This window comes from Rhodococcus sp. IEGM 1318 (assembly GCF_033142465.1).
Lineage (GTDB): Bacteria > Actinomycetota > Actinomycetes > Mycobacteriales > Mycobacteriaceae > Rhodococcus_F > Rhodococcus_F qingshengii_B.
The window spans coordinates 263,270-288,043 of sequence record NZ_JAWLSC010000007.1; the positions used below are offsets into that span (position 1 = coordinate 263,270).

Here is a 24,774-nt window from a genome sequence, read left to right on the forward strand (position 1 = left end):
GTTCGATGACGTCGAGGACGGAACTGACACGCACCCTCCATGCTCAATGGACCCAAAAGCGCGGCGAGCTGGGTTTCCTCGCGTTCATTGTCAGTGTCGTTGTCTTCGCAATCAGTTCGATCGTGATGTACGAGGCATCCTCGAATGCGGTTTTCGGATTGGGAGTACTGGCTGCGGCCTGCGGCGCCGTCTGCTGCATTTCGCTGGTGACGTTCGTGGCCCTTCCTCCGAAACCTGCGAGGAACTCGCGAGAAATAGGTCAAGGGCGCACTTTCACCATGAATGCCTCAACTCGGTGGGCATCGGCGTTGTGGTTGTGGTCGGCGTTGGTCTCCTGTGCGCTGTCTTTCGTCGGTGTCGGGCTCAACTATGCGAGCAGATCCGGAGTTAGTTCGTTCAATTCGAATTGGTGGTTGGTGCTCGGCGCTCTATCGTTCGGTGCCAGCATTCTCTCTCCTCTGCGGTACGTCGGACGGTTTCGTATCGACATCGACGGCGATGGCATGCGCATGAAACTGGGCCGCGCTTACAGCGGATATCTGCGTTGGTCCGATATCGACACGATCGAAATACCCGCCCGCGGGCGCTACGCACTCGACCTCGTGCTCAAGCCAGGTGTCCGTGTGGAGAACACTTCGCATGGATCGTCGCTCTACCGCATAGGGCCGGGGATCATCACCGAAGCGTCGCCCTTTCAAGACCACTATGTTCGCCTCGAATGCGACGGATGGACGGGCAAGACGAGCGCTCTCCCGGAAGAAATCGTGCACCACGTGGTCAGAGAAGACACTCCCGAACAGAAGGAGAATTCATGAGGAATCCGGACGTGATCGCGTTCTCTGTTCTCGGCGCGATGGCAGTTCTCTCGGTGCTGTTCATGATCTTCTTCGAGTCCGCATTCGTTTTCGGAGCGTCAGCGGCTGCTGTTGTTTTCATCGCCGCTCGCACCGTGCAGATCCTCCTTCAGAGGCGGCGTCGACAGCGCCGCACGGCGTAAGAGACACCCATTCAGGGAGTGCGGCGGTATCGGCCACAGGGCACGAGCTTGGTTGGGAGGGAACTAGTGAAACTGTCGAACTCGGGTCGTCCTCTCCCCGCGGCATGGGCTCCCGCTGTCTCACGTCGCTCCGTGTGGGTGCGATGGGTGATGGCTCTATTCTTCGTGCCGCCGAGCGTGCTGTTTATCGCGATTGGAGACATTGGAACCGTCTTGGCAGTCCCCGCCCTGTTGTTGGCGGGGACGATATGGGCGATGATTCACCATCGTTACCTCGCACAATTCCTGCCTGCCGACCGAACTCCGGTCCGGGCCAGGCCTGGGGAGACCGTGATCCTGAGCTCGGTCACGTCGTTGGTCGCTTTGGCCGCAACCACCCTGACCTTCGCAGGTCTAGGCGGGGTGATGGTGTGGGGTGCGGGCAACGGTATGGACTTCAAGCGGGGAGTGCGGCCGGTTTCCCCAGTATTTGTTGCCCTGGTGGGCTATCTGACCATTGCGGTCTGCGTAATAGTCGTACTGATCATCCTCGTCCGCGTGCGCAGGCATCCCGAAAAACGGGATGCGAGGGTGCGGGTGAGCGCTGAAGGCGTGACTATCGAGCACAAACGCCTGCAACGGATTCGCTGGGAGCAGATCACGGCGATCGAGCCGCTCCCCGAACCGAAAATTTCCTTCATCCCGCGTTACAATATTCGCTTCACCTACCGCGAAGGCCAGCTCCCCCCTCGGCCGATGGAAGCGTGGTGGCTCGGGAGCACCATTCCCACTGATCCGGTAACGACCCTGAATGCATTGCGCGCGTATTGGTTGCACCCGGAGCTTCGTGACGAGCTCGGCACCGAAGCGAGTATCACCCGATTCGTCGAACCCTCCCCGCACGCCGGACACACCGAAAGCGAGCAACCGTGACCAACCTCCTTCCGGTCGTCGCCCTCTGCGCGGCAGTCGCTTTGGGCACGGTGTCGGGGCTGCTGATAACTCGTGGGCGTCCGATCACTGCGTTTGTCGTGTTCGTGGCCGCGACGACCCTCGGCATCGCGACTCTGTCAACGCTGGTGCCTGATTCGTCGGCGCCCGGCATTTGGGTGGCGCTACCTGTGATCGTTGCAGCGATGTGGCGGATAGATCCGAACGACAAACGCCCTCGCCTGCGCATGTCGGTTGGGCAGTTTTAGGGCCGGGAGCCGTCGGCGCGGGGCGTCTGGTTGCCGTGACTCTCGGTATTCGGTTGTCGACGAGATAAAGCATCCTACGGCTCCGTATGCCGTTTCGTACCGTTCAACTCTGTTGTAAAGCGACGCTCGAAGGCACAAGCTACCTGCGCGGATCGGGCAGCCTACATTCTGGATGAAGTCCGTCCGATCATTGGTGTGAGTCTTCGACGACGGGAATTCCGAGGTCGGTGATCGACCGAGATGCAGTGTTGGTGCGGTCACGCAGTCAGTCGAGGCTCGCAATTTTCACCGCAGCAGCATTGTTCATCGGCGTGCTGGCGTTGATGGCGAAGTTCGAGTCGGATCCAATTCGTCCCCGCGCTCGTGACGCTGTGTCCGCCGCACAGCTGCTGAGAAGATGACAGGTCGGCCGCACAAGCTCTCACCGCTCGGAGGCTGAAGTCAGTCATGATCGGGTTTTCTTCCAGAGGCTCCCGGTCTGGAGCCTCACCGGTTGCCGCCGGTGGGGCTCCTTCGATGTGTGGGTCAGCTCGTTACGCCGCGTTAAGAATCTGAAAACTCGGTGAGCAAACCTTCCTTTCCCAGGTGAAGCGGCGGATTATCGAAGTGGCCGCGCATCTGGTTACCGCGCGGCATGTCGAGCGCGCCTGAAGGCACAACGGGCCGGGAGGTCACATGCTGCTACATCAATCGATCGGGTTGGAGCGCTTCAACGAACTACCGCGGCAGAAGGCGGTTCACGCACTGTTCGAGTGCTGCTGCTCGCTGACGTGGGCCGGATGGGTCAGCGACGGGCGGCCGTTTGCCGATCACGCGGAGATCCTCTCGCGAGCCGAGGACGCGATTCTCAACCTCTCGGACGAGGACGTCGAGCGAGCATTGCAGTGCCATCCACCGGTCGGCGTGCGCAAGTACAGCGTGCCGTCCCACCTCGAGCAATGCTCGATCTGGGTTCCGGACGACGCCGTCATGGCAACCATCTATCGCGCCGGCGAGGAGTACGAGCGCAACTTCGGCTTCCGGTATCTGTGGTGTTCGCACGGCCATGACGCCGACGACCTCCTCGAGAACATCAGCCAGCGCATGTCCAACGAACGGTCCGTCGAGCGCAAGGTCTGCATCGACGAGCTCGCCAAGATCACGCGGACGAGGATCGAGCGGATGCTGGGACCCGAAGACGGATATCCCGAGTACTGAAAAGAAAAGCGGGTGCGGCGCTTTCGCGCCGCACCCGCTTTCATGCTCTGAATCGATCAGAGGTCGAACTCGGCCGGAGAGATTCCGACTGCAAAACACATGTCGCGTACGACGCCGCGCTCGTGCTCGTCGAAGTTGCCGTCGGCGCCGCCGATGATGATGCCGATCTGGATGACCGCGCGAGCCTGATCCTGCTTCGACTTGAGCTTCGCGATGGTCGCGGTTGCCTCGACCTTGCCGAACTCGTAGTCCGAGGACAGCTTGCTGCAGTACCAGTCGAACTGCTCACGAAGCTCGTCCGGCGGGAAGACCGCGAGCGACTCGTTGCTCATGATCAACGCGGCGGTCTTCTGACGCTCCGACGGATCGATCGAACCGTCTGCGGCGGCGATCAACGCGCACATTGCCATGCTCGCGTTCTTGAATTCCTTGTTCTGGAACTGGCTGGTCTTTGTCTTGAGCTGGCCGTTCATCTCCTGAGCCTTAGCCTTCAACTGATCCCAGAATGCCATGAGTCTCCTCGAGTATTGCCGCCACACACCGCGCGTGGTCGTACCACCACTCTGCCTGTGCGCTCGGCAATTCGCCATCGGCCGCTAGGTGCGGTCGAACACTGCCAGGATTCGCGACTCGGAGATCGGGTCGAGCACGTCCGGAGTGAAGTGCCATTGTGTGCGGGTCCACGGGTCGTGAACCTCCGTCTGCCCTGCTGCCGAAAGATGTTGACACCCCTCGGACAGCGCGGCGACGGATTCTTCCGCGAAGTTCGACTCGTCCTCTCCGACAATCAGTATCGACAAACCGATTGCCGGTCCGCGTTCGGCGAGGAACATGATGGTCTGTGCGTCTTCGGCGGAGTATCCGTGCGGGAAATCGCTCAGGATCAACAGGCGCAGGGAACTCGGGCCATCTGCGACGCCACTCATTCGCGCGAGTTCGCCCATGTCGACGGCCTCGGCCAGTGCCCGCAAGCGCGCCGAGATCTCGGTGTGAGCGGTGATGACCGGGCCCGCGAGCATCGGTGCCAGTCTGTCGGTCAGTGGCGTGAGCGAGCCGGTCAGATCTACGACGTCGAGTAGCGGCATCGGGCCGGCGGCCATGACGCGCACGGTGACGGCACTGATCAGACCGAGCGCTGCTTTGCTCGACGTACTGTCCACCCAGATGGGCCGACGCAACGGGAGCGGCACGCAGTACGGAACGGTGAGCGTGCCGCGGTCCGGAGCCGAAAGCTCGCCCAGACGCATTCCGTCGCTGACGGCCGTGATCTGAGCCGGATCAGTTGTACCCGCCCACGACACCGACTTCCATGACGCCATCGACCGTGGGAGCACGCCGTCGATCACGCCGAGTTCGTGTGCAAGCTGGGCGCTGTCACGGGCGTGGTTGTCCCGCGCGAGTGAGACGAGGTCGTCGTGACGCTTCTGTGCGGCGTCGCGCGCCGCCACTCCCGCTGCCGAGTTCCGCAACGACGGATCTGCGACGGCAGCGGTCAGATCTTCGTCCAACCGAGCAAGCGCGTACTCGCTGCTGGAGACGAAGGAAGCGGCAGATCGTGAGGCGTCCTCGAAGATCATCCACGCGCGCTCGAGACCTCGCCCTACCTCCAACGGCTCCACCGCGGAGTCCCACGCGGGTGCGGCTGTCGGAGCTTGTTGTGCCGGCTCGTCGTCCACCTCGACGCCGTGCACCGAGATCAGTTCCGCCAGACCACCCGCGTAGCCCTGCCCGACGGCCCGAATCTTCCATGCACCGGACTTTCGGTACAGCTCCCAGCAGATGACCGCTGTTTCGGTACCTGCGGTGGGGATCGCGAATTCGGCCAGGACCGAACCGGATTGATCGCTCAGGGTGGCGGAGAGCCCGGCGGTGCGAAATGCGCCCGCGGCCGTCGCTGCCGGATCCACGCTCACGATGCACAACACGGCTGCGGCATCGGGGTGAAGTCGATCGAGTTCCACCCGGATGCCGCTCTGGTCGAGTTGCACACCAGCGGTGGACGGTTGGTTGTAGAACACGAAGTCCGCGGACGTCAATGCCCGCAGGTTCGCGTCCGCCACCAGTGCCGACACGTCGAACGGCGTCTGGCTCTCGGCTCGAAACGTCACCACGGGCGCCGGCAGCGGCGCGTTCTGTCCGGGAACAAAAGTCATACCCACAGCAGCGAACTATGCCATGACCGGGCTCTCTCGGTCAGCCTTGCAGGTCCGCCACCACTAGATCGGCCACCGCGGCCATCCCGGCGTCCGTGAAGTGCAAGCGCTGCGCCGTCGACTCCGAGAACAAGCCCTCGAACCAACGCTGATCAGCACTCGCACACGCATCGTGCCCGCCGGCGATGCTCGCCGCCGCAATGTCGACAGTGCGCACACCGTGGGCGTGAGCGACCTCGTCGAACTTCGTGTTGTAGCGAGCGAAGTAGTCCATGAACCAAGCTGCGTCGGCGTCGGAGAACGGGATGTTCGGCCAGCATCCGCGAGAGGAGATCATGCCGCCTTCACCGATCAGATAGATGCGAGCGTTGGGCGCGCGCTGCGTGACAGCTGTGAGGATGCGATCCAATTCTCCGGCAGCCCGGTCGATTCCGGACTGCGCGACGGAATTCGCGAGCGGGTCGTACCGGCATCCACGATCGGTTCCCGGTCCCGGAGCGACGCACAGAGGGCCGAGGAAGATGCTGTTGGAGTCGTTGCCGCCGATCGAGATGGTGATCAGGTCGGTATCCGGGTAAACGGCATCGAGTTGGACGGGCCAGTAGTTCGGAATGAGCTGTGGGGTGTCGATGATGTTCTCGGCGCGTGCCGCGCTGCAGGAGACATCAGCGAACTCGGCCACGTCGAGCGCACGCGAGATCTTGCCCGCGAAGTTCTCGTACGAACGCGAGCAGGCGTCGGGATACATCGGTTCCAGCCGAGGGCCGGAGGCACGGGAGTCACCGAGGGCGACGTACTTGATCCCGGTCTCGGATACACCTGACAGCGTTTCCGCCTGGGGCACCGAAGCCTGCGCGATTCCGGTGCTCACGAGCGCCAGCACAACGCCTGCGACAGCCGCCGCCCGACCGAGAAGTTTCCCTCGAATGATCATCTACTGTGCCAAGTCCTCTCGCGCACGGCCGCTCGACTGACGGCTCGACATGCCGCATGAGGTTAACGCACAGAGGGGACAACGATGTCCGGTTCGGCGGACAGCGATCGAAACCACCTACCGCCGAACCGGATTCGTCAGAACTTATGCAGTCTCGACTCAAGCAGTGAGGAAGCGACCCAGCTGCGGCGCAGCTTCTCCCGCATGCTTGGCCTGGATACCTTCACCGATGGCCTGCAGCTTCCATTCACCGTTCGCGCGGTACACCTTGGCCATCACCATTCCGGTGAACGCCATGCCGCCCTGGAGCGTATATCGGGCGAGCTCGGAGTTGGTGGTGCTGTCCACGAGACGGCAGAAAGCATTGGAGACCTGCTCGAACGTGTGTCCGCGGTACGAGGTCACGGTGAAGATCACGGTGGTCACGTGAGCCGGGACCCGTTGCAGATCGACGAGCATGACCTCGTCGTCGCCGTCTCCGTCGCCGGTCAGGTTGTCACCCATGTGACGGACCGAGCCATCTTTGGACGTCAGCTGACCGTAGTAGCAGACGTCGACGAGGTTGCCGTCGGCGTACAGGAGCGCCGAAGCGTCGAGGTCGACGTCGGCGGTACGGCTTCCGAACAGGCCGCTCTTCTTGATCGGATCCCAACCCAGACCCATCTGGATCATGGTGAGCGCGACGCCGCCCTCCTTGCGGAGCGTGACCTTCTGGCCCTTGGTCAGGCTCACGGGGCGTCCCTTGACCAGGCTCACCTCGGGCTGCTGCGCCGGCGGCTGGTTCTGCACGGGAGGCGCCGGGGGTGCCTGGTTGTACGTCGGCTGCTGGTTGTACGCAGGCTGCTGCGCCGGCGGGTAGGCCGGCGGCGTCGGTCCCTGGTTGTAGGCGGGCGGCTGGTTGTATGCGGGCGGGGCCGGCGGAACCGGCGGCGCGTTGTACGAAGGCTGCTGCTGCGGCGGCTGGTTGTACGCCGGCGGAGTAGGAGCGACGGACGAGGGCGGGGTGATCGGAGCCGGAGCCGCGACCGGAGTGGGCGGCGGCGGCGCGGGCGCATCGTCGACGGACACACCATGATCGGTGACCAGCGCGGCAAATCCACCGGCGTATCCCTGGCCGACGGCGCGCACCTTCCATGCGCCCTGGCGGCGGTACACCTCGAGTGCGATGACGATGGACTCGGTGGTTAGACCGTCGATCACGTACTCGTACAACACGTTCCCTGCCGCGTCGGAAACCCGAGCGGTGGGTGCAGCGCTGCGCCCGAAGTTCGACGAGGCGTCGTCGAGCGTGATGACGGCGCGAACCTGCTCGATATCGGCGGGTACGCCGGCGAGTGAGACTCGGAGTGAGGCAATGCCACCCGGGTTGGGCACCAACTGCACACCGGGTCCGGTGGGCTGGTTGAAGAAGACGAAGTCGGCGTCGGAACGAACTTTTCCGTTGCTCGTCACGAGGAGTGCAGACAGGTCAGCGGCCGCAGCCAACTGAACCGACACAACTACATCCGAGACGTCCAGCGGGCCGTTCTGCCCCTTGGCAAGCGATACAGACAACTAAATCCCCTTCATAGAGAGCGTGTATTACCCGAGCGCGGAAGAGAACCACCGCAAGATCTCCGCGCTCGCTGCGATACCGGACCTTTCTGTCACAGTAACGGTCGGCCGTTGCCAATTCAGTTCTTCCAGCTCACCGTGCCTCGGCCGGATCGCGAAATCGGAGTATTCGAGCATGTCCGCATCCAACGCACCGTCACCAGCCGAGATAACGACGGCTGACTGATCCAGATCACCCGACTCGACCAATCTGCGGCGCACCTCTGCCAGCGCGCGTGACTTCGACACGGCGTCGGGCATCGTGTAGATCTTCCGGCCTTGACGAGAAACGCTCCAGCCTCGTGCCACGCACCAGTGATTCCATTCGGTTTCGAAATCACTCGGCATCACGGCCAGATCGACGACCAGGTACGGAAACAGATCGTCGGCAACACGAATGGAGCTGACCCAGCTCGAGTCGATCCGCGATTCCAGTTCCGCATGAACCTGCGGCAACTCGGCGCCGGCCTTACGAGTCGAACGGTCGATCTCGTTTCGCCATTCGAGATCGGCTTCGCCGTCCACCAGGATGTTTCCGCCGTTGCTCGTGATCGCGTACTTCCACGGTCCGCCGGGAAGGTCGATCCGCTGGAACTGTGCAATGGTCCTGGTGGTTGTCGGAATCACCGGAACCCGCGAGCTGAGCGCAGTCAGCAATTCGATCGATTCGACGCTCATGTGTGAGAGCGGACCGCCGTTGTAATACTCGACGCACAGCGGGCTCGGTGCCGAATCCAGATCGGAGCCACTGGGATCACCGCCGATCGCGGCCTGTGAATAGATCATCGTGCGGTCCAGATCGGTGGCGATCAAGACCTGGGACGCAACGATGTCCACACGGCTCACGTGATGTCCTTGATCAGGCCGACACACGAGTACGCGAGATCCGGGACGACCTCGACCGGGACCCCACGGGCCTGTGCCAACAACCGGATGTGTGCGTGCTCCGGGGCTTCGAGTTCACGCACCAGAACCTTCCAGGGAAGCCGGCGCAGTAACACCCGGGTTGTTTCTCCGACACCGGGTTTGACGAAGTTGACCGTCGAGATCCCGTATTCGGCCTGCACCTTCTCCACCGACTCCCAGCCGGCCCAGGTCGGCGTCCGATCGGAATCGAGCACTGCGGCAAGAGAATCCGCGACATCGGCACGGACGGAGTCGAACTCGGCTGAGACCACGTCGAGCAACCTGTTGGAGACGTCGACGTCGGCGAGGTCGGCGTAGAACTTGGCGCCGTGGAAATCGCCCGGCCCGATGAGGGTGTCGTTGAGGACTGTCCGTGAGACCAAGCCCGACACCGTCGAATTGAGGCACGCGGACGCGATCAGGAAGTCGTCGCGAGTGCCGTACGTTCGCACGCAGTGGCCGGGGTCTGCGAGAACAGCCAGATCGGAATCGAACTTCGCTCCGCCCGCCTCGTGGTACTCCGTCAACGCTGCGTCGAGTTCGCGTGCGATGGCGCCCTTCCCGGTCCAGCCGTCGACGAAGACGACGTTCTCCGAGTCATGATGGTGCGCAAGATAATCGAGCGCGACGGAATCGATGCCCTTGCCGCGGACGATGGACACCGCGTAGTGCGGCAGCGTCAATCCGCGAGTTTGCTGCGCCCAGCGCCGCATCAGAATCCCGATCGGGGTCCCGGCCCGGGCGAGTGAAACCAGCGTGATGTCACTCCCCCGCTCGGCCAGCACCAGATCCATCACGGTCCCGACAGCGCGCGCCAACCGTGGAGCGCTCTCGGCGAGCACCGTCTCGAAAAGATCCCGGTATGCCTGATCGGGTTGGTACTCGATGGGAAGAGACTCGGCATAGTGCGCCTCACCCGACTGAATGCGCTTCTCGCGCACCGATACATCCGCTTCGAGATCCACGTGCGAGAGATCCTTGAGCAGCCACTTCACTTCGCCCGGCGCGTACGAACCGAATTCGGGTCCGACCAATGGTTCGTTCATGACGAGCCTCCTGCTCTGGAATCGCGCAGCGCCGACGGATCGGCCCCGCGCACGGTGGCGACCAGGACGTCGGTGCCGGAGTTCCGCAACACCTCGATCACCCCGTCCATCGCCGTCAACCGATCGGTGTCGGCGGGCTCGTCCACCACGAGCAAGGCAAGGGCGTCGACCCCCGCATCGGGCCACTGCGCGTTGTACACATATCGGGGTTCGTTCTCCCCCAGTTCCGGTGCCGGAAAGGTGAACCCTCGTCGCAGCGGGTATCCCGGCACGTCGACGACGTACGCGGGTGAGCGAGTTGTGGTCTGGTACCGAACCGCTCGCCCAGAGCTTTCCAATCCCGCAGCGATGCGCAGTGGCAGGTACATCAACTCTTCGTGACCGATCACGATCACAGCACGCGACGGGTCGATCGATGTTCCGAGAAGGGACACCGCTGCCTCGACGGCTGACTCGAATGCCTCGGTGTCGCCATCGAGAAAACCGTGCCGGCCACCGTCGGGGACATGTGCCGGCCACGGCAGATCGATCCGAGTCAGCGTGCCACGGCGGTCACCGATCGGATTGAGGTCCGGAGCATCCAGAGCCGTGACACGCTCGGTTAGTCCGTCGGGCAGGACGGTCGAACCCGAAGCGAGAGAGACGTAGTCGATCCGCACACCCAACTCTGCCGCCGCGGCTTCGCTGGCGACTCGGTGTTCCTCGGTTCTCATGTCCACCAGCGAGGCCACGACGTAGCGGCTTCGCGGGCATTGCCCGTGCAGCGCCCGGATGGCGTCGATCGCGGTGGCGCCGGTGGAGATCTCGTCGTCGACGAGGACCAGTGGCAGGTCGTTCTCGAACAGTTCGGCGGACGTCGGCTGCATCAGATGGCTCGTGGCGTGCGAGTGCCCCTCCTCGAATCCGGCGAGCGTCGTAGCACCTGGTACGTCTCGGCGCGTGGAGTGCAGGTAGCAGTGAGCGTGCAGGCGAGCTGCGACGCAGTGACCCAAACCTGTTGCGGTTTCGGCAAACCCGAGAACGACGACGTCGACGCCGTCACCGAGGGTGGTTCGCCCCAAGTCCCCGAGGTCGTCGGCAGCACCGATGACCACGGACGGCTCGGTAGGCACGTGCTTACCCAGCACGGTGGACACCAGCAGGTGCGCGCGGCGCGGATTCCGCCGAAGTCCCGGGATCACCAGATCGGGTACCGAATGCCCGAGTGACGAATCGCCGTGAACGAGGTCCAAGCCGAATTCTGCGGTAGCCCAGGGGACGTCCCTGTACTGGACAGCCTCGGTCATCGATCGACCAACGCCGTCAGCAACTCGACGAACGTGATGCCCTTGTTGGTCACACCGAACACGTGAGCGCGGAGCGCAGTCTGACGAGCCCAATTGCGGTGCGGCTTCATCTCGTTCATCTTGTTTCGGTAACCGGAGGCCTGCACTCCCCCGGCGTCAGCGCCGAGGATGTCGAGGGCATCGTGGTACTCCTCGTGCGTAACCGCGGAGAGAGCATTGACCGCCGCTACGTGTGACGGGTGGATGACCGTCTTGCCTTGAATTCCGTTGGCTCGGTCCAGCGCGATCTCACGGAGCAGGCCGTCGAGGTCGCGGCTGACGAGATGCTGACGGAACCGGACGGCGTCGTGTTCCTCGAATGGGGTGGCACGCAGCATCGGCCGGAACATGCGTTCGTGATCGGCGAAGTACTCCCACACGGGCCCGGTGATGACAAAACCCGAACCGTCGGCACGCCCGAGGTAGTTGACGATGTCGGCGATGACATCGACCACCACGCGCACGTCGTAGATGGTCAGATCGCGGTCACGACGGATGCCGAAGGTGCTGCACATGTCGGTGGCGCCGATGCGGACGGCAAGGATACGCTCGCGGTGTTGCGCGAGAATCCCACTGATGGTGCGCAATTCGAGATCACGCGTATCGCGGTGAACCAGCGCGGGCGATTCGAGCACCGGCATCGCGTAGAGATGCTTACCCAGCAGCTCGGATGCGTCCGCTACAGCGTCGAGAAACACGGGGCCGGACTCGCTGCCGAACTTGGGGATGACGAACCCGGTGAGCGCGGCGCGCCCCTCGGTCAACGACGCGGCGACCTTGTGGATGTCCGCGACTTCACGAACCCGCACGAACAGCAGCATGCCGACGGCGTCGGTGGACGCGATCTTGTCGAGAGCTTCAACCGCGTTCGCTCGCGCCGATTCGACCTCGTGATCGGCGACAGCGTCCTCGAGATCGAGCACCATCGAGCTGACGCCCTCGGACGCACGCTTGGACACGATGTCGGCCAACCCGGCCCGGGTGGCAGGAACGTAGAGAGTTGCACCCAGAGCAATCGCGAGCAGATCCCTCTCGTCGGAATCCGCGAACGATCGAGGCGCGTGCAGGAACAGTTGCTCCCGCACGTCATCCTCGAGATGTTGAAAGTGCTGCATTTCTCTTCTCTCTGTAACCGCAATCAAGTCCATGAAACGACCCCCTGTGACAACGCGTCGAGCAACTCCGATCCCCCGATCGGCCCGACCATTCAGTTTTTGCCGGCTCGCGCCCGCATCTTCTCGACAACTTCGGTGATGAACGTCGATACCGAGTCCAGCTGTAATACATACGACCAGTAGTCCGGATGAGTTCCCGACAGTGACGCACTCGCTCGCTCGATCCTTGCTAGTTGAGCATCGAGTACGGAGCCCCACTCCGCCACCAACCCTTGGTTAACAGCGAACATCTGGGCGTCTTTCAGCCGGAAACGAACCTCACGTTCCTTTTGGCTCGGATCTGCCCGAACTGCACGCAGAGTAGCGAGACGGTCCGTCACGGCATCGGCGCACGCTTCGGCGTCGGCGAGGTGCACGCGGGCTTCGGCCATCAAAGCCAGTGCGTGTTCGGGGTTTCCCGCAGCCAGCGACTGCTTCGCTTCCTTGAGATCGATGTCGGCCTGATCGATATGCGCTCGGCTGCGACTGCTGTTGTCGACGAGGTCAGCGGAACTCGCGGCGTTGAACTCGCGCAGCAATGCGGAGTACGCCGGATCGAGGCGGTCCACTCGAGTGCGCACTGCCGACAACCTGGTCGATACCGAGGAGATCGTCATCTCGGCACGGTGCTGGGTCGACGGGGCGTCTGCCAGTGCTTCCTCGAGCGCCGATACCGCTTCGCGGACACTCTCGGCCCGCGTTCGGACTGCGTCGGCGCGACCGGAGGAGCGCGCATTGTCGAGCGCTGCAACCGCGTCGTCGAGGTTTTCGGAGGCCGTCACCACCGACGGGTACTCGCGATAACGCTGATCGGTGGCAGCCAGTTTTTCCCGGACGGCGTTCGCCAGGGTTCGGGCCTGTTGGCCGAGGACGGGAATGGCGGACATCGTGACCGTCGCCTGCTCGAGGTGCGCTCGATGTCCGTTGTAGAAGGCGTCGACGCCCTGCGCTGCCTCGACAAGTGCAGCTACCGACTTCTCGAACGCCGCCCGAGCACCGTTCGGATTCTGGTGAAGTACCTGATCGTTGCCATAACGCTCGGATGTGTCGAGGTAGTCCGACGCTGCCTGGTAGCACCGGTCGCGAACGGGTTCCCACGCAGCGCGTAGCCCTCGCTCGGGGTAGAGCTCGGCGGAAGCGTCGACTGCTGCCGACGCGATGGTCTGCCGCTTGTCCATGTCGAGGAACGCCGAAACCATGGCCGTCTGCGCCTCCCGCGCACGACTGACCGACTCCCCCACTCTTGCCCCCCGATTGAAGCGTTCCGACCATCTTCCCACCACGATTGAATCCTACGGGTCCAGCACTTCGCTTCTCGGTTCGTAATTCTGCTGTTACGGCGAACACACCGGAACTGCGGTTAGGGTGGTGGAGGTAAACACACTCCCAAGACGACTTCGCGTCGTAGTGGGCCTTGTCTCTCCTCTTGAAAGGACCCCTGAATGGGCGTCAGCTTGACCAAAGGCGGCAATGTCTCTCTCACGAAGGAGGCCCCGAACCTGACTGCAGTGGTCGTCGGCCTGGGCTGGGACGCGCGTTCCACCACCGGAGCTGCTTTCGACCTCGACGCCAGCGCAATCGGCGCAGGCTCGAACAAGAAGGTCCTCTCCGACCAGCACTTCATCTTCTTCAACAACCTCCGTTCGCCCGACGGCTCGATCGAGCACAAGGGTGACAACACGGACGGCGAAGGCGAAGGCGACGACGAGCAGATCGACGTGAACCTCGCAGCGGTTCCCGCCGAGATCGAAAGCGTTGTCTTCCCCGTCTCGATCTACGACGCAGAGGCTCGCTCGCAGTCCTTCGGCCAGGTCCGCAACGCGTACATCCGCGTCGTCGACAAGGCCAACGGCAACGAGCTCGCTCGCTACGACCTCTCCGAGGACGCTTCCACCGAAACCGCCATGGTCTTCGGTGAGCTGTACCGCAACGGTGCAGAGTGGAAGTTCCGCGCAATCGGCCAGGGTTACGCATCCGGCCTGTCCGGCATCGCGCGCGATTACGGCGTCAACGTCTGATCTTCGCTCTCGACGAGCTGACTCGGGGAAGGTTCCGCAGTAGTCTGTGGAACCCTCCCCGTTTTCACGTTCGGATGCGGTGAGAGACCGCTTGCAGTAACCACTCTGCATTGACCAACTAGAAAGGGCCACGCTCCGTGGTACTGCGAATATTCGGTTTGTCCATCGCGATCTCCATCATCGCGATGATCGTCGCGTTCATCTACGGCGGACCAGAGGCACTGTTCCTCGTCATCATCCTGTCGATTCTGGAGATCTCGCTTTCCTTCGACAACGCCGTCATCAATGCGACCGTTCTGCGAAGAATGAGTGACTTCTGGCAGAAGATCTTCCTCACCATCGGCATCGTCATCGCCGTCTTCGGTATGCGTCTGGTGTTCCCACTCGTGATCGTCTGGGCTGCTTCCGGGCTCGGACCCGTAGCTGCGCTCGACCTCGCGCTCAACCCGCCTGCCGACGACGCCGCGTACTTCGCCAACGGCGAGCCGAGCTACGAAACCATCCTCACCGACGCTCACCCGCAGATCGCCGCATTCGGTGGCATGTTCCTGCTGATGCTCTTCCTCGGCTTCATCTTCGAAGAGCGCGAGATCACCTGGTTGTCCTGGCTGGAGAAGCCCCTCGCTCGCATCGGTAAGCTCGATCAGCTCTCGGTCGTCGTGGCCGGCATCGTCCTGGTACTGAGTGGTTCGTTCCTCGCCGCCGACGACAAGGTTTCGACCGTCATGATCTCGGGCGTTCTGGGCATGATCACCTACATCGCGGTCAATGGATTGGGTGAACTCTTCAACTTGCCGGAAGAAGGCGAAGAAGAGGAGACCACCAAGTCCGGTGGTCCCACCGAATTCGCGAAGGCCACCGGCAAGGCCGGCTTCTTCCTGTTCCTCTACCTAGAGGTCCTCGACGCGTCCTTCTCCTTCGACGGCGTCATCGGCGCATTCGCCATCACGGCGGACCCGATCATCATCGCCCTCGGCCTCGGATTCGTCGGCGCGATGTTCGTCCGTTCCATCACGGTCTTCCTGGTCCGCAAGGGCACGCTCTCCGACTACGTTTACCTTGAGCACGGTGCCCACTGGGCCATCGGCGCTCTGGCCGTCATCTTGATGGTGTCCATCGGCGTTCACATCAACGAGATCATCACCGGCCTCGTCGGTGTCTTCTTGATCGGCGCTGCTTTCATCAGCAGCCTCATTCGCAACAAGCGAATCGCGAACGACGATCCGAAGTTGGACGAGAACACTCCGGCAACTGTCTGACGTTCTTTTTTCGAAACGCCCGCGACCAATTGGTCGCGGGCGTTTTGTTTGTTATGACTGAATTGAAACTTTCCGAATACACAGCCGCGCGCCAATTGTTCATCCGCGCGCCAAATTCAGCCTGCGGGTGAACAATTGTCCTGCGGGTACGAGGAACCGATTCGTAGAGGAAACCATGGACGAGATAGTCATAGACCGCGCAACCGATGAGGACGCCGCGGAAGTCCTTGTTCTACAACGCTGTTGCTGGGTCTCTGAAGCAATCTCGAACAACAGCATGGACATACCCCCGCTCCACGAGGACCTACCCACGGTGCAAGCCTGGGTTCAGGAGTCGACCGTCTGGACTGCACGGCGCAGCGGACGGCTCGTCGGGGCCGTTCGAGGTAAAGCGGACGGAACCGCTTGGCAGATAGGGCGTCTCATGGTGGCTCCGGACTTGGCGGGTAACGGCCTCGGCCGGCGCCTCCTGCAGCACGTGGAACAGAATGCTCCGGCACACATCACCAGTTTCGAGTTGTTCACTGGAAGCAAGAGCGTGCGGAACATTCGCCTGTACACCCGGGCGGGTTACGTGCAGTTGCCGCCGGACCCCAGTCACATTCCCGGAGTTGCCTACCTGTCCAAGCCGAACTTAACCGCCTCAGCTTGAACGGCAATACTGATGTGTGTGGTGAACATTCGCGTCGCAGCGCAGACAGAATTGCCGTTCTTACGTGAGAACGACTCGCACATCGCAGACGAGGAACTCGTGTCGGTGGTCCGACGCGGCCGGATACTCGTCGCCGAGGACAGCGGTAATCCAATCGGATGGCTCCGTTGGGGCCTGTTCTGGGACGAGATTCCGTTCATGAATATGCTGACCGTCCTGTCTTCGAACCGCGGCCAAGGCATCGGGAGCGCGTTGGTCAGATACTGGGAAACACAGATGCGCCGTGCGGGATATTCGACGGTTCTCACCTCCACGCTCGCCGACGAATCAGCCCAGAACTTCTATCGCGCAATGGGATACGTCGACGCAGGAGTTTTGCTACTTCCCGGCGAGCCCTCCGAAATCTTTCTACGCCGAGAACTCGACACGGCGCCCGAGATGACAGATCCCCACATTACCCGCGAGTAATATATGGTGGTCGTCACACCGCGATCTCAGGGTGGGGCGTGGCACACCAATGTGGAGGACGAGTATGTCGTCAAGGGTCTTGTCTCGCACAGTTGTCGGAGTACTCGCTGTCGCACTGACAGGCGTCGGCGCACCGGTAGCGCTCGCACAGCCGGCTCTTGCCCAGTCCCCTGATGACGGTTTCTACAGCTACGACGGCACGACGCCCCTCTCGTCGTACGCTCCCGGCGCAGTCCTCGAGACTCGCACCGTGCCGTACACGGTGCTCAACGTCCCGACCCCGATACAGGCACTGCAGGTTCTCTATCGATCAACCGACGCCCTGGGACAACCGTCCGCCAACGTCACCTCGATCCTGCGCCCGGCCAACGCTCAACCGGACAAAGTTGTTTCGTACCAATCCTTTTACGATTCACTGAACCCCGACGACAGTCCGTCGCGGGCCATCGCGGGTAACACCCCGATCGGTGACTGGACGCCGAGTGGGCGCAACTTCAATATCGGCGGAACCTTCACGAGCATCGAAGCGGCTCTGTTCGGGCCGCTCTTCGCGCTGGGCTACACGATCGTCGTCCCGGACACCGAAGGCCCGGATGCGAACTTCGCTGCCGGACCCGAATACGGGATGATGACGCTCGACGCTCTGCGTGCCGCTCGAGATGTCCCGGAAACCGGAATCACCGACGACGCCGAGATCGCACTGATGGGGTACTCCGGCGGAGCGATCGCCACCAACTGGGCTTCGATCCTCGCTCCCGCGTATGCACCGGAGATCAACGACAACTTGATCGGTGCCGCGCAGGGCGGCGTGCTGGTCAATCCGGCCAACAACCTTCGCTACGCGAGCGGAAGCATCGGGTGGGGCGGCGTTGTCGGCATGGCAGTCGTCGGCGTTGCGCGTTCGTACGACATCGATTTCGGAAAGTATCTCAGCGACCGTGGACGCGACGTCATGGCTCGACTCGAAGACGCGTCCATCGGCAATGTGCTGGCGCAATACCCCGGATTGACCTGGCAGGATCTGGTCAAACCCGAGTACGCCGATCCCAATACGGTTCCCGAGTACGTCGATGTCGTGAACAAGATCAACATGGGCACCGCGGCGACACCGACCATTCCGATGTTCATCGCGCAGGCAGCCAACGGCACCATCGAGGGCACCCAACCCGGCGGCCCCGGCGTCGGAGCAGGAGACGGCGTCATGATCACGGGCGATGTCCGCACCCTCGCACGCAAGTACTGCGACGCCGGCCTGGCGATTCAGTACGACCAGTACGACACCATCAGCCACTTCCTCGGCGCCATGCTCTGGCTCCCCGGTGCGCTCGCCTGGGTCGACGACCGATTGAACGGCAAGCCTGCACCGTCCAACTGCGCGAACATCGCACCGGGGAACTCACTTGCGCCGCAGGAACATGCGCGCTAGCTGACAGAGACCTCGAATCTACTTCGACGGCTCCACCTCCCACCGAACGTGAGTCACCAACGGTTCCAGGCTCAACCGGCTGACGGCGGATTCCAAGAGTCCGTCGTCACGCTCCGCAGCAGCCAGTTCGGCCACCACCCGCACGCGGTCGCTGTCCGGGATATCGAAGGACTGCACTGACCGAAGTTGGAACTCCGGCCTCGAAATGGACTGCACGGTAAGCCCTCTGATGTGAGCTTCGGCGTCGCCATGGCAGGTCACCTCGAAGGTGTAGTCCGCGGGCGGTTCCTCGCGTCCGGTGCGGGCAGGCTGGTGATCCATCATCCGACCCAACGGCCTCAACAGTGTGTTCGCCAACATGATCGCGCCGGCCCCGAACACCGCGACCCAGTACATTCCGCCGCCGGCCAGTGCGCCGACGGCGGCCGTGGCCCACAGAGTTGCGGCGGTGTTCAGGCCAGTGACCGAGGCCCCCTGCTTCATGATCACTCCAGCACCGAGAAAACCGATCCCCGAGACGATCTGCGCCGCGACGCGCGTCGGATCAGCGTCCGGCCCCTGAAAGCCGTACGCGCCCATGATGACGAAAAGAGTCGCACCCAAGCTCACCAACGCATTGGTTCGCAGACCCGCCATCCTTGCGCGCCATTGCCTTTCGATCCCGACGGCAGCACCGAGGACGAGCCCGAGCGCTATCCGCACAAGGATGACGTGGATTTCCACGGTGAACTCCTAGAGCCAGGTCGCGAATCGACGGATGAACATTCCCTTGACCACCTGCGTGACGACGCAGTACGCCGCGAGAGTGAGGACCAGCCACGGGAAGTAGTTCCACGGCAGTGAAACCAACCCGAGGGAATGACCCCAGGACGTGAACGGGAACACCAGCGCGAAGACGCAGGCGGCGCCCGTGCTGAGCAGTACCGGCAGCGATGCACGCGACTGGATGAACGGGATCTTGCGGGTGCGGATCATGTGAACGATCAGCGTCTGCGAGATCAATGACTCGATGAACCAACCCGATTGGAACAGGGCTGCGTGCTCGGGAGAGTTGGCGGCGAACACGAACCACATCAGCGCGAACGTCGAGATGTCGAAGATCGAACTGATCGGGCCGATGAACACCATGAACCGACGCAGGCTCTTGGTTTCCCACTTCCGCGGCTTCGCGAGGAAGTCGTCGTCGACGCGGTCCCACGGGATCGTGAGCATCGAGAGATCGTAAATCAGGTTCTGCAACAACAGAACTACGGGAATCATGGGGATGAACGGCAGCAAGGCGCTTGCGACGAGCACCGAGAACACGTTCCCGAAGTTCGACGACGCAGTCATCTTGATGTACTTCTGGATGTTCCCGAAGGTCCGACGCCCTTCGATGACTCCCTGTTCGAGTACACCGAGGTCCTTCTCCAGCAAGATGATGTCCGCGGATTCGCGCGCGATGTCCGCTGCGGTGTCGACAGAGATGCCGACATCCGCCGCCCGCAGTGCGGGTGCGTCGTTGACACCGTCGCCGAGGAAGCCGACCGTGTGGCCGACCCGGCGTAGCGATTCGACAATGCGTGCTTTCTGCATCGGATCCGTCTTTGCGAAGACAGTTGTCCGTTGCACCAACTCGTCGAGGGCCTCGTCGCTCAACGCTTCGATCTCAGCCCCGGATACCACGGTTCCCACATCGATACCGACTTTGCCGCAGACGGTTTCGGCTACCAGTTCGTTGTCACCCGTCACCACCTTGACGGCGACGCCATGGTTCGCGAGCGCTTCGATCGCCCCGGCCGCAGATTCCTTCGGCGGGTCGAGGAAGGCAAGCAACCCGACCAGGGTCATGCCTTCTTCGTCGGCAGTGGAGTATTCCCGTCGCTGCTCGTCGGCAACGACCTTGGTTGCCACCGCAAGCACTCGCTTGCCCTGACCGTTCAGCTCCGCGACCAGACGGTCGACGCGGGCCAGCCATCCCGGTGTCAACTGGTGGGTGACCCCGTCCAGTTCCACCGATTCGCAGACCGAAAGGAGCTCTTCCACTGCACCTTTGGTGACAATCAGATCGGCGTCGCCGTGGTCGACCACCACGGAGAGTCGACGGCGCTTGAAGTCGAAGGGAATCTCGTCCACCAACCCGTGCCGACGCGAGATCTCCTCGACCACTTCGGGACCGGCGGCTTCGATCACCGCATCGTCGAGAAGACTGCGCAATCCGGTCTGATTCACGGAATTGACCGCCGCGAGCCGCAACACGTCCTCGGACTTACGTCCGGCGGTATCGAGATGCTCACCGAGAACGATACGGTCCTCGGTGAGAGTTCCGGTCTTGTCCGTGCACAGAACGTCCATAGCGCCGAAGTTCTGAATCGCGTTGATCTGCTTGACGATCACCTTCTTGCGCGACATGTGCAGCGCACCCTTGGCCAGATTCGCAGTCACGATGAGCGGCAACATTTCCGGTGTCAACCCCACTGCGGTGGCGACGCCGAAGAGTAGTGCCTGGCTCCAGTCCTTGGTCAGTCCGTTGATGATGAACACCGCGGGAACCATGATCAGCATGAACTTGATCAGCAGGTAGCTGACGCTGCGCACCCCGACGTCGAAGCTGGTTTCGGGTCGCTTGGACGCCAATTGTGCTGTCATGGCACCGAAGTAAGTCCGCTTGCCGGTGTGTACCGCAACGGCGGTGCCGCTGCCCGACACGACGGAAGTACCCATGAATCCGATGTTCTCGGCTTCGAGCAGTCGATCGACGTCGATCCCCGAGGATGGTTCCGCCGACTTCTCGGCCGGCATCGATTCACCGCTGAGCATGGACTGATTGATCTGTAGATCTTTGGCCCGGATGATGCGGACATCGGCCGGGATCATGTCGCCGGCGGCAAGCTGGACTACATCACCTGGCAGTAGTTGCTCGATCGGAATCTCCGCCGTGACCACAGTGTTGTTGATCTTGCGGGTGGCTGCAACTGTTGTCGTGACCATCGCCTTGAGCGCCTCGGCGGCCCGACTCGAACGGTATTCCTGCCAGAACCTCAGTGACACACTGACAAAGATCATCAACCCGAGGGTGATGATCCCCTCGTAGGAAGGTCCGTCTTCCGGGTCCGCCCACACCACGTCGGTCGCGACCATGATCAGGGCGAGGAACACCAGGATCAGGATGAACGGGTTCTTGAACGCCCCCGCGAACTGCACGATTGCCGGGGCCGGGCGGTCGTGGCGGACGTCGTTGCGCCCGTATTGCCGGCGAAGATCGTCGATCTGATCCTCACGAAGCCCGTTGGTCGTCGTGGTCAGATCTGCGAGAACGGTGCGGGTGTCCGCGGTCGAGTAGTCGACCAATTCCTGTGCGCTTTCCTTGGCCAGGACTGTTGAATGTGTTTGTTGTGCATTGTTTCTCGTGGGCCGTGGCCGCAATGCGAGAACGGAAAATGACATGACGAATCTCCTCGGCTGCCCGAACACATCAGACCATGTCAGTGCATCAGGGCAGCAGAATGCGCTGAACGACAACGAAAGTCGTCAGCGGACGCGGCAAAGCCGCGCAGATGAAACCGAGGGTGCAAAAAGGTCAGAGGCTGACGAGCGAAAGACCGGGGTGAGCACCGTCGGTAAGAGCAGAGGGCTGGGTCGAATATCGACTCGGCGGGTCGTCCACGATGGTCACCTCCTGAAAGTTCGGGGCGTCTGATGACGCCACACGATTGCATGCGCACAGCACACGCCAGGAGAACCGAATATCGACGTACTCTCGCCTTCGCCGGAAGAAACCGGCATCAAGCTGCGAAAACACCTCCACGTCCGAGTTTTGGCACTGCACGACGTGTCCCGATCCAAACCGGGAAGCCACTTTGGATCACCCCTTAAGCCGGGGAGATCTGTCCTAACCTTGGGCGTCTCTCGACGTCGTGAGATCAGTGGCCTGTGTTCGTGCAGAAGCCTCACCTAACGAGGTACTGCACCCAGAGGGTAGTTCTCAAATCTGTTGCCTGTCAACCGAGCAACTCAGACGGCGGGCAATCCCGCCCGTGCGACTGCACCGGCGAAGAGTGCCGTCACAGCGGCGCCCATCACGCTCTGGTCAACTTCTTCAGGATCCACGGAGTGCTCGAGGACGAGCCCGGATATCAAGGCCATCAACGAGATTGCGGTGGTTCGCACATCGAGAGAATTGTCCACTCCCCATTCCCGGGCACGTTCGCCGATCAACTCCACCAGCTGACTGCGCAAGTGGCGACGCTCACGCAAGTATGCCTGAGCGATCTGCGGATCACGCCCGGCGAGGACTCCGAATTCGAGAACGAGCAGTGACCATCCCGGATCGTCGACCATCCACGTTGCAATGGCCTCGCCGCCTTTGCCCGCCGCGTCGGACGGGTTCATCCCGGCGATCTCGGCGAGCACACGGCCGGCCAGTTCGAGAGACCGTTGCGCGAACAGTTCGGCGAACAGATCTTGTTTCGACTCGAAGTTGGAGTAGACAGCCCCCTTGGTGAAGCCCGCTCGGCGAGCAACTTCAGTGAGACGTGCAGCACTGAATCCGCGCTCCGCAAACTCTTCCGCCGCAGCGTCGAGCAGTCTTTGCCGCACCACGTCACGTCCGGGGCGGGTTACCGGAGTCCAGTCCGGTTGACGAGATTCAGTCACGATACCTAGAGTATTCAATACCTCGGGTATTGACAAGCTCTTTACTTTCGACAAGATCAGGACTCTTTCGTGACCACTACGCATCCGGCACACGCCGCACCAGACAACAGCCCCACCCACGACGAACACCACCACGACAATCTGCTGGTGAAATACGGCGCACCCAAGGTGATGGCCGCGTTGTTCGTCGGCGTGCTCCTGCTGCAGATGGGCTTCATCCTCAGCTACGTCGCCGCCTTCCATCAGCCGACTCCGCGAGACATCGAAATCGCGGTCATCGCCGATCAGGGCACACCCGACGGCATGGATCAGCAGATCGCCGACAAACTCAACGCCATCGACGGCAGCCCGCTCGACGCTCAGGTGATCGACAGCACGGCGACCGCTCGCCGCATGATCAACGACCGCGAGATCCAGGGCGCCTTTGTCATCAACCCGGCCGGACCGGACACCCTGATCACCGCGAGCGCGGGCGGCAGTTCCATCGCGACGTCACTCGAAGCGGTTTTCACGAAGGTCGAGGCGACACAGGACCGACAGTTCGTCGTACGCGACGAGATCCCCGTCGGAGCACACGACAACCGCGGCCTCTCCGGCTTCTACCTCTCGGTCGGCTGGGTCGTCGGCGGCTATCTACTCGCGGCAGCCATCGGACTGTTCATCGGCGCGCCGAAGACCCTCCGCCAGGCAAGCGCACACACCGGCGTGATCGCGATCTACTCGATCATCTCGGGAGCCCTCGGCGCCCTCATCACCTCACACGTGCTCGGAACTTTCGCGGGCCACTGGTTCCCGCTCTGGATCCTGGGAACAGCCGTGGTGTTCGGCACTGCCATGTTCACACTCGGATTGCGTGCCGCCATCGGCGTTCTGGCAGTCCCGTTGGCTATCGCCGTCTTCGTGATCCTCGGCAATCCCAGTGCGGGAGGCGCATTCGGCTCCAACGTGATTCCCTCGTTCTACGCCGCCATCGGCCGATGGATCACACCCGGCGCCGGCACCGAGGGCGTCCGGAGCATCGTCTACTTCAACAACGTCGGCGTCGGCCAGCCTGCCCTGACGCTCTTCCTGTACGCGCTGATCGGTGCGGTCATGCTCTTCGGCTTCACGATCCGTCGTAACCGAAAGTCCACCGACACGACGCCGACTCCAGCTGTGGCGAACGCCGACTAGTCCTAGTCTGAACTCATGACGAGCCTCCTCCACCCCAACGCCTCGCACGTCGCCGAAACACTGATCTCACGGGGTCACCACGGCGTCATCGTCACGCAGCCCGACGCCACGCACACCGCGGCCGAGGCAGCGGCGGCCGTCGGGGTGGAGGTAGGCGCGATCACCAAGTCACTGGTGTTCCTTCTCGACGACGATCCGGTCCTGCTGCTGGTCTCCGGCGCACATCAGGTCAACCTGAAGACCACCGGCGAACGCCTCGAAGGCAAGCTCACGCGGGCGCCGCTGGAAATGGCGAAGTCCGCGACGGGCCAGCCGATCGGTGGGGTCGCTCCGCTCGGACATCCCACCAACCTGCCCACGTACATCGATACTGCCCTCGAGCAGTACCCCGAGTTGTGGGCTGCTGCCGGGCACCCGAACACAGTCTTTCGCACGACGTACTCCGAACTCCTCCGAATCACCGCCGGCCTCGCCGTCGACATGGACTGAAGCGCTCCCGGGCAGGCCGGTCCGAACCCACTCGTACGTGCGTCCACCTATAGTTGGACGCACCATGTGCACTGCAACAAGGACCCCGGCCGGCAACCACTGGCGACGACGGCACGTAGATCTGTGCCGCACCGACGCATGTCTGTGTATGCCGAGCGCAGTCACCTCGAC

The 24,774-nt window shown here is 62.4% G+C and carries 24 protein-coding genes and 1 riboswitch; of the genes, 12 read left to right on the forward strand and 12 right to left on the reverse strand.

The annotated features are described in order from the left end of the window. Positions 1-5: 5 nt before the first annotated feature. From R4P65_RS18555 to R4P65_RS18575, 5 genes are all read left to right on the forward strand, one after another. Positions 6-815: a hypothetical protein gene (locus tag R4P65_RS18555; RefSeq protein ID WP_317827625.1), complete on the forward strand. Its 810-nt coding sequence runs from the start codon at positions 6-8 to the stop codon at positions 813-815. Next, positions 812-997, forward strand: a complete 186-nt coding sequence (locus tag R4P65_RS18560; RefSeq protein ID WP_317827626.1) for a hypothetical protein — start codon at positions 812-814, stop codon at positions 995-997. The genes R4P65_RS18555 and R4P65_RS18560 overlap by 4 nt, the downstream gene beginning before the upstream one ends. A 255-nt stretch (positions 998-1,252) precedes the next feature. Beyond that, positions 1,253-1,909, forward strand: a complete 657-nt coding sequence (locus R4P65_RS18565; protein WP_317827627.1) for a hypothetical protein — start codon at positions 1,253-1,255, stop codon at positions 1,907-1,909. Further along, positions 1,906-2,175, forward strand: coding sequence for a hypothetical protein (locus R4P65_RS18570; RefSeq protein ID WP_317827628.1), 270 nt, complete (start codon positions 1,906-1,908; stop codon positions 2,173-2,175). Before R4P65_RS18565 ends, R4P65_RS18570 begins: the two co-directional genes overlap by 4 nt. Before the next feature lie 675 nt (positions 2,176-2,850). Next, entirely contained in the window at positions 2,851-3,372 is a 522-nt protein-coding gene (locus tag R4P65_RS18575; protein WP_317827629.1) for a 2-oxo-4-hydroxy-4-carboxy-5-ureidoimidazoline decarboxylase, read from the forward strand. Between the two features lie 56 nt (positions 3,373-3,428). On the opposite strand, the gene R4P65_RS18580 is transcribed toward R4P65_RS18575, so the two are convergent. The 9 genes from R4P65_RS18580 to R4P65_RS18620 all read right to left on the reverse strand — a co-directional run bounded on the left by R4P65_RS18580 (position 3,429) and on the right by R4P65_RS18620 (position 13,682). Next, on the reverse strand, positions 3,429-3,884 hold the full coding sequence (locus tag R4P65_RS18580) for a tellurite resistance TerB family protein (RefSeq protein WP_003941110.1): 456 nt from the start codon (positions 3,882-3,884) through the stop codon (positions 3,429-3,431). 84 nt (positions 3,885-3,968) lie between these two features. Continuing rightward, a complete protein-coding gene (locus R4P65_RS18585; protein ID WP_317827630.1) occupies positions 3,969-5,525 on the reverse strand; it encodes a TerD family protein in 1,557 nt (518 codons plus the stop codon). Positions 5,526-5,565: 40 nt separating this feature from the next. Then, complete coding sequence (locus R4P65_RS18590; protein ID WP_317827631.1) at positions 5,566-6,459, reverse strand: SGNH/GDSL hydrolase family protein; 894 nt, start codon at positions 6,457-6,459, stop codon at positions 5,566-5,568. A 159-nt stretch (positions 6,460-6,618) separates the two neighbouring features. Further along, complete coding sequence (locus R4P65_RS18595; protein WP_019746739.1) at positions 6,619-8,013, reverse strand: TerD family protein; 1,395 nt, start codon at positions 8,011-8,013, stop codon at positions 6,619-6,621. A 27-nt stretch (positions 8,014-8,040) separates the two neighbouring features. Further along, positions 8,041-8,898 (reverse strand): HAD family hydrolase, encoded by an 858-nt coding sequence (locus R4P65_RS18600; RefSeq protein WP_317827632.1) that lies wholly within the window; start codon positions 8,896-8,898, stop codon positions 8,041-8,043. Continuing rightward, complete coding sequence (locus R4P65_RS18605) at positions 8,895-10,004, reverse strand: cysteine protease StiP family protein (RefSeq protein WP_317827633.1); 1,110 nt, start codon at positions 10,002-10,004, stop codon at positions 8,895-8,897. Before R4P65_RS18605 ends, R4P65_RS18600 begins: the two co-directional genes overlap by 4 nt. Next, a complete protein-coding gene (locus R4P65_RS18610; protein WP_317827634.1) occupies positions 10,001-11,290 on the reverse strand; it encodes a phosphoribosyltransferase family protein in 1,290 nt (429 codons plus the stop codon). Before R4P65_RS18610 ends, R4P65_RS18605 begins: the two co-directional genes overlap by 4 nt. Beyond that, positions 11,287-12,444 (reverse strand): HpcH/HpaI aldolase/citrate lyase family protein, encoded by a 1,158-nt coding sequence (locus tag R4P65_RS18615; protein WP_317551720.1) that lies wholly within the window; start codon positions 12,442-12,444, stop codon positions 11,287-11,289. The genes R4P65_RS18610 and R4P65_RS18615 overlap by 4 nt, the downstream gene beginning before the upstream one ends. Before the next feature lie 92 nt (positions 12,445-12,536). After that, entirely contained in the window at positions 12,537-13,682 is a 1,146-nt protein-coding gene (locus tag R4P65_RS18620; protein ID WP_317827635.1) for a hypothetical protein, read from the reverse strand. 243 nt (positions 13,683-13,925) lie between these two features. Between R4P65_RS18620 and R4P65_RS18625 the strand changes: the two genes are divergently transcribed. From R4P65_RS18625 to R4P65_RS18645, 5 genes are all read left to right on the forward strand, one after another. Then, a complete protein-coding gene (locus R4P65_RS18625) occupies positions 13,926-14,501 on the forward strand; it encodes a TerD family protein (protein WP_020906049.1) in 576 nt (191 codons plus the stop codon). Between the two features lie 137 nt (positions 14,502-14,638). Further along, positions 14,639-15,760, forward strand: a complete 1,122-nt coding sequence (locus tag R4P65_RS18630) for a DUF475 domain-containing protein (protein ID WP_317827636.1) — start codon at positions 14,639-14,641, stop codon at positions 15,758-15,760. Positions 15,761-16,037: 277 nt separating this feature from the next. Next, positions 16,038-16,412 carry a GNAT family N-acetyltransferase gene (locus R4P65_RS18635; protein ID WP_317827637.1) on the forward strand — a complete coding sequence of 125 codons (375 nt, stop codon included), beginning with the start codon at positions 16,038-16,040 and terminating at the stop codon, positions 16,410-16,412. Between the two features lie 12 nt (positions 16,413-16,424). Further along, a complete protein-coding gene (locus tag R4P65_RS18640; protein ID WP_317827638.1) occupies positions 16,425-16,880 on the forward strand; it encodes a GNAT family N-acetyltransferase in 456 nt (151 codons plus the stop codon). A 64-nt stretch (positions 16,881-16,944) separates the two neighbouring features. Continuing rightward, the gene (locus tag R4P65_RS18645; RefSeq protein WP_317827639.1) at positions 16,945-18,306 is read left to right on the forward strand and encodes a lipase family protein; all 1,362 of its coding nucleotides are present in this window, start codon (positions 16,945-16,947) and stop codon (positions 18,304-18,306) included. 18 nt (positions 18,307-18,324) lie between these two features. Here R4P65_RS18645 and R4P65_RS18650 read toward each other — a convergent pair whose 3' ends face one another. The 3 genes from R4P65_RS18650 to R4P65_RS18660 form a co-directional block, all read right to left on the reverse strand. Beyond that, a complete protein-coding gene (locus tag R4P65_RS18650) occupies positions 18,325-19,029 on the reverse strand; it encodes an MgtC/SapB family protein (RefSeq protein WP_003941187.1) in 705 nt (234 codons plus the stop codon). A gap of 9 nt (positions 19,030-19,038) precedes the next feature. Further along, positions 19,039-21,732 carry a magnesium-translocating P-type ATPase gene (mgtA, locus tag R4P65_RS18655; RefSeq protein ID WP_317827640.1) on the reverse strand — a complete coding sequence of 898 codons (2,694 nt, stop codon included), beginning with the start codon at positions 21,730-21,732 and terminating at the stop codon, positions 19,039-19,041. Positions 21,733-22,080: 348 nt separating this feature from the next. Next, positions 22,081-22,254: riboswitch (M-box (ykoK) riboswitch) on the reverse strand. 45 nt (positions 22,255-22,299) lie between these two features. Next, the gene (locus tag R4P65_RS18660) at positions 22,300-22,884 is read right to left on the reverse strand and encodes a TetR/AcrR family transcriptional regulator (RefSeq protein WP_317827690.1); all 585 of its coding nucleotides are present in this window, start codon (positions 22,882-22,884) and stop codon (positions 22,300-22,302) included. Positions 22,885-23,010: 126 nt separating this feature from the next. On the opposite strand from R4P65_RS18660, the gene R4P65_RS18665 reads away from it, so the two are divergent. Both R4P65_RS18665 and R4P65_RS18670 read left to right on the forward strand, forming a co-directional pair. Beyond that, the gene (locus R4P65_RS18665) at positions 23,011-24,114 is read left to right on the forward strand and encodes a hypothetical protein (protein WP_317827641.1); all 1,104 of its coding nucleotides are present in this window, start codon (positions 23,011-23,013) and stop codon (positions 24,112-24,114) included. A 15-nt stretch (positions 24,115-24,129) separates the two neighbouring features. After that, entirely contained in the window at positions 24,130-24,603 is a 474-nt protein-coding gene (locus tag R4P65_RS18670) for a YbaK/EbsC family protein (protein ID WP_317827642.1), read from the forward strand. Positions 24,604-24,774 lie beyond the last annotated feature (171 nt).

Excerpts from the sequence above, each read along its gene's own strand:
- R4P65_RS18555 (WP_317827625.1), top strand. The coding sequence starts at position 6 with ATGACGTCGAGGACGGAACTGACACGCACCCTCCATGCTCAATGGACC.
- R4P65_RS18560 (WP_317827626.1), top strand. The coding sequence starts at position 812 with ATGAGGAATCCGGACGTGATCGCGTTCTCTGTTCTCGGCGCGATGGCA.
- R4P65_RS18565 (WP_317827627.1), top strand. The coding sequence starts at position 1,253 with ATGATTCACCATCGTTACCTCGCACAATTCCTGCCTGCCGACCGAACT.
- R4P65_RS18575 (WP_317827629.1), top strand. The coding sequence starts at position 2,851 with ATGCTGCTACATCAATCGATCGGGTTGGAGCGCTTCAACGAACTACCG.
- R4P65_RS18580 (WP_003941110.1), bottom strand. The coding sequence starts at position 3,884 with ATGGCATTCTGGGATCAGTTGAAGGCTAAGGCTCAGGAGATGAACGGC.
- R4P65_RS18585 (WP_317827630.1), bottom strand. The coding sequence starts at position 5,525 with ATGACTTTTGTTCCCGGACAGAACGCGCCGCTGCCGGCGCCCGTGGTG.
- R4P65_RS18590 (WP_317827631.1), bottom strand. The coding sequence starts at position 6,459 with ATGATCATTCGAGGGAAACTTCTCGGTCGGGCGGCGGCTGTCGCAGGC.
- R4P65_RS18605 (WP_317827633.1), bottom strand. The coding sequence starts at position 10,004 with ATGAACGAACCATTGGTCGGACCCGAATTCGGTTCGTACGCGCCGGGC.
- R4P65_RS18610 (WP_317827634.1), bottom strand. The coding sequence starts at position 11,290 with ATGACCGAGGCTGTCCAGTACAGGGACGTCCCCTGGGCTACCGCAGAA.
- R4P65_RS18615 (WP_317551720.1), bottom strand. The coding sequence starts at position 12,444 with ATGCAGCACTTTCAACATCTCGAGGATGACGTGCGGGAGCAACTGTTC.
- R4P65_RS18620 (WP_317827635.1), bottom strand. The coding sequence starts at position 13,682 with ATGGTTTCGGCGTTCCTCGACATGGACAAGCGGCAGACCATCGCGTCG.
- R4P65_RS18625 (WP_020906049.1), top strand. The coding sequence starts at position 13,926 with ATGGGCGTCAGCTTGACCAAAGGCGGCAATGTCTCTCTCACGAAGGAG.
- R4P65_RS18635 (WP_317827637.1), top strand. The coding sequence starts at position 16,038 with ATGGACATACCCCCGCTCCACGAGGACCTACCCACGGTGCAAGCCTGG.
- R4P65_RS18640 (WP_317827638.1), top strand. The coding sequence starts at position 16,425 with ATGTGTGTGGTGAACATTCGCGTCGCAGCGCAGACAGAATTGCCGTTC.
- R4P65_RS18645 (WP_317827639.1), top strand. The coding sequence starts at position 16,945 with ATGTCGTCAAGGGTCTTGTCTCGCACAGTTGTCGGAGTACTCGCTGTC.
- mgtA (WP_317827640.1), bottom strand. The coding sequence starts at position 21,732 with ATGTCATTTTCCGTTCTCGCATTGCGGCCACGGCCCACGAGAAACAAT.
- R4P65_RS18670 (WP_317827642.1), top strand. The coding sequence starts at position 24,130 with ATGACGAGCCTCCTCCACCCCAACGCCTCGCACGTCGCCGAAACACTG.